We start from the raw sequence: 3,607 nt of genomic DNA on the forward strand, positions 1-3,607 counted from the left end.
CCCCCGGAGCGTCCCGAGATGCAGTTCGGCCGTACCTACGAGGAATTCACCGTCGGCGACGTGTACAAGCACTGGCCCGGCAAGACCGTCACCGAGTACGACGACCACCTGTTCTGCCTGCTGACCATGAACCACCACCCGCTGCACCTGGACTCCCACTACGCCGAGGGCTCCACCGACTTCGGACGCAACGTGGTGGTCGGCAACTACGTCTACTCGCTGTTGCTGGGCATGTCCGTCCCGGACGTCTCCGGCAAGGCGATCGCCAACCTGGAGATCGAGTCGCTGCGGCACGTCGCGCCGACCTTCCACGGCGACACGATCTACGGCGAGACGACCGTGCTGGACAAGCGCCCCTCCTCCTCCCGCCCGGACCGGGGCGTGGTGTACGTGGAGACCCGGGGGCACAAGCAGGACGGCACCCTGGTCTGTGTCTTCCGGCGCAGGGTGATGGTGCCCACCGCCGCGTACATCGAGGAGCGCGGCGGGGAGCAGCCCGGCCGCCCGCAGCCGCGCGAGCAGCGGCCGAAGGGAGAGAAGTGAGATGGGACGCCTGGCGCGCACCGAGGGCCTGACCGACATCCAGCGGGAGATCCTGGAGACGGTTCGGGGATTCGTCGACAAGGAGATCCTGCCGGTCGCCGGCGAGTTGGAGCACCGTGACGAGTACCCCGCCGAGATCGTCGAGGGCCTCAAGGAGTTGGGCCTCTTCGGCCTGATGATCCCCGAGGAGTACGGCGGTCTGGGCGAGTCGCTGCTGACCTACGCCCTGTGCGTGGAGGAGATCGCCCGTGGATGGATGAGCGTCTCGGGCATCATCAACACCCACTTCATCGTCGCCCACATGCTCCGTCACCACGGAACCGAGGAGCAGCGGGCCCACTTCCTGCCCCGGATGGCGAGCGGTGAGGTGCGCGGGGCGTTCTCGATGTCGGAGCCGGCGCTGGGCTCGGACGTGGCCGCCATCTCCTCCAAGGGGGTGCGCGACGGGGACGACTTCCTGCTCACCGGGCAGAAGATGTGGCTGACCAACGGTGGCTCCTCCACGCTGGTGGCGGTGTTGTGCCGGACCGACGAGGGGCAGCCGGCGGACGCGCCCCCGCACCGGTCGATGACCACCTTCCTGGTGGAGAAGGAACCCGGCTTCGGCGAGGTGCGGCCCGGGCTGACCATCCCCGGCAAGATCGAGAAGATGGGCTACAAGGGGGTGGACACCACCGAGATGATCATGGACGGCCTGCGGATACCGGCCGACCGGGTGCTCGGCGGGACCACCGGCCGGGGCTTCTACCAGATGATGGACGGTGTCGAGGTGGGCCGGGTGAACGTCGCGGCGCGCGGCTGCGGCGTGGCCCTGCGCGCGTTCGAGTTGGCCATCGCCTACGCCCAGCAGCGGCACACCTTCGGCAAACCGATCGCCGAGCACCAGGCGGTGCAGTTCCGGCTGGCGGAGATGGCCACCAAGGTGGAGGCGGCACACGCCCTGATGGTCGGCGCGGCCCGCACCAAGGACTCCGGACGGCGAAACGACCTGGAGGCGGGCATGGCCAAGTACCTGGCCGCCGAGTACTGCAAGGAGGTCGTGGAGGGCTCCTTCCGGATCCACGGCGGCTACGGCTTCTCCAAGGAGTACGAGATCGAGCGGCTCTACCGGGAGGCGCCGATGCTGCTGATCGGTGAAGGAACCGCCGAGATCCAGAAAATGATCATCGGACGCCGTCTCCTCGAGGAGTACCGGGAACGGAACTGAGCGCGCCCGCGCGAAGGCGTCCCGACACGCCGATTCACCCCTTTTCCGAGACCGTGACCCTTTTCACTCCCGCTCCGCCGGACCCCTTCCGCCGGGGCCTCCCGGGGAGTTGTCCGAGATGGGGGCGGATATCGGACACGGCGGCCCGCGCGACGGTCGGGATCAAGGATCCCGACCGTCGCGCGGGCTTGTCCGCTCACGGTACGAAGCCGATAGCATTCCCCGTAAAGGGACACCGCATTCCCGCGAATGTCCCTCCCGTCGACGAAGGTCTCCCATGCCCCACCGCTCCCTCCCCGAAGCCCGCGGCCGGGTGCGTCTCGCCCGCGGTGCGTCGCCGTGGCTGCTGCCCACCGTCGCCACCGCCGCCGTCAGCCTCGCCAAGGCCCGCCGCTCCGGGCGTTGGGCCACAGTCGCCGTACCCGCCACCGCGCTCGCGGCGGGCATGCTGTGGTTCTTCCGCGACCCCGAGCGGGAGATCGGACAGGGGCGGGTGATCTCCCCCGCCGACGGCGTGGTGCAGTCGATCATGCCGTGGAAGGACGGCCGCACCCGGGTGGCCATCTTCATGAGCCCGCTCAACGTCCACGTGAACCGGGCGCCGGTGGCCGGCACCGTCTCCTCGGTGCAGCACGTGCCCGGTGGCTTCGTGCCCGCCTTCAACAAGGAGAGCGAGGACAACGAGCGGGTCGTCTGGCACTTCGACAGCGAGCTGGGTGACATCGAGATGATCCAGATCGCGGGCGCCGTCGCCCGCCGGATCGTCCCCTACGTCGTGGACGGCACCAAGGTCGAGCAGGGGGAGCGGGTCGGCCTGATCCGCTTCGGTTCCAGGGTCGACGTCTACCTCCCGGAGGGCATCGAGCCGGCCGTGGAGGTCGGCGAGGCCACGATCGCGGGGGTGACTCGCCTTGACCGTGATTGACCGCAACGCACGGGACTCCTGGAGCCCGGACGCCGATGTGGACGACGACGATGACGACATGCCCCTGTCGTTGCGTCTGTCGATAGCCGACGCGCTGACCCTGGCGAACGCCACCTGCGGCTTCCTCGCCGTCTACTTCACCACCACCGGCGTGCTGATCCCCCACCTCACGGGCAGCGGGGACGTCGGCGTGGTGCGCAACAACGCCGCCACCGCGGTGCTGCTCATGCTGCTGGCGAGCGTGTTCGACCTGTTCGACGGCCTGGTGGCGCGCAAGCTGCGCAGCTCGCCGATGGGCGCGGAGTTGGACAACCTCTCCGACCTGATCAGCTTCGGTCTGGCGCCCGCCTACTTCGTCATCGTCTGGGGTCTGGTGGTCGGCTCGGTGCACGAGCCGCTCTCCGCCCTCGCGGCCATCGTGGTCCTGCTGGCCGTCGTGCTGCGGCTGGCCAGGTTCTCCTGCGTCACGGTGCCCAACGGCGTCTTCCAGGGCATGCCGAGCCCCTTCGGGGCCCTGACGGTGGTCTCCATCGTCCTGTTGGAGCTGCCGTTCTTCCCGACCCTGCTGGCGATCGTGGGCGTGGCCTGGCTGATGGTCAGCCGGGTCGAGTACCCCAAGCCGCGCGGGCCGTTGGCGGCCGCCATGCTCGGATGGATCATCGCCGGCATGGCGATGCTGACCGCTTGGGCCTTCGACGCCCCGGGCGGTGAGCTGCTGCTGCAGACCGGTTGCGCCATGCAGGTGGTGCTCGGCGCGGTGATCCCGCTGTTCGCCACCGCGCGCCGGGTCAACACCTTCCGCGACAACCGCCGGGAGGCGCGGGCCGCCGCGCGGGCGAGGATCTGACACGCCGTTCGCGCCGCCGGGAACGACGGAGGCGGCGCGCTCGTCACCACGGCCGGGGCCGGCCGATACGGGATTCTCCCGTATC

Annotated in this window: 4 protein-coding genes; all 4 read left to right on the forward strand. The window is 69.5% G+C overall.

Features of this window, described 5'->3' with window-relative positions:
• Positions 1 to 18: 18 nt before the first annotated feature.
• Entirely contained in the window at positions 19 to 543 is a 525-nt protein-coding gene (locus tag FNQ90_RS16060; protein WP_143620065.1) for a MaoC family dehydratase, read from the forward strand.
• Position 544: 1 nt separating this feature from the next.
• Entirely contained in the window at positions 545 to 1,750 is a 1,206-nt protein-coding gene (locus FNQ90_RS16065; RefSeq protein ID WP_143620067.1) for an acyl-CoA dehydrogenase family protein, read from the forward strand.
• 277 nt (positions 1,751 to 2,027) lie between these two features.
• Positions 2,028 to 2,675 (forward strand): phosphatidylserine decarboxylase, encoded by a 648-nt coding sequence (locus tag FNQ90_RS16070; protein ID WP_143620069.1) that lies wholly within the window; start codon positions 2,028 to 2,030, stop codon positions 2,673 to 2,675.
• On the forward strand, positions 2,662 to 3,522 hold the full coding sequence (gene pssA / locus FNQ90_RS16075) for a CDP-diacylglycerol--serine O-phosphatidyltransferase (protein WP_182607017.1): 861 nt from the start codon (positions 2,662 to 2,664) through the stop codon (positions 3,520 to 3,522). Before FNQ90_RS16070 ends, pssA begins: the two co-directional genes overlap by 14 nt.
• The last annotated feature ends 85 nt before the right edge of the window (positions 3,523 to 3,607 follow it).

Origin of the sequence: Streptomyces alkaliphilus, from assembly GCF_014141535.1 — a bacterium.
GTDB lineage: Bacteria > Actinomycetota > Actinomycetes > Streptomycetales > Streptomycetaceae > Streptomyces > Streptomyces alkaliphilus.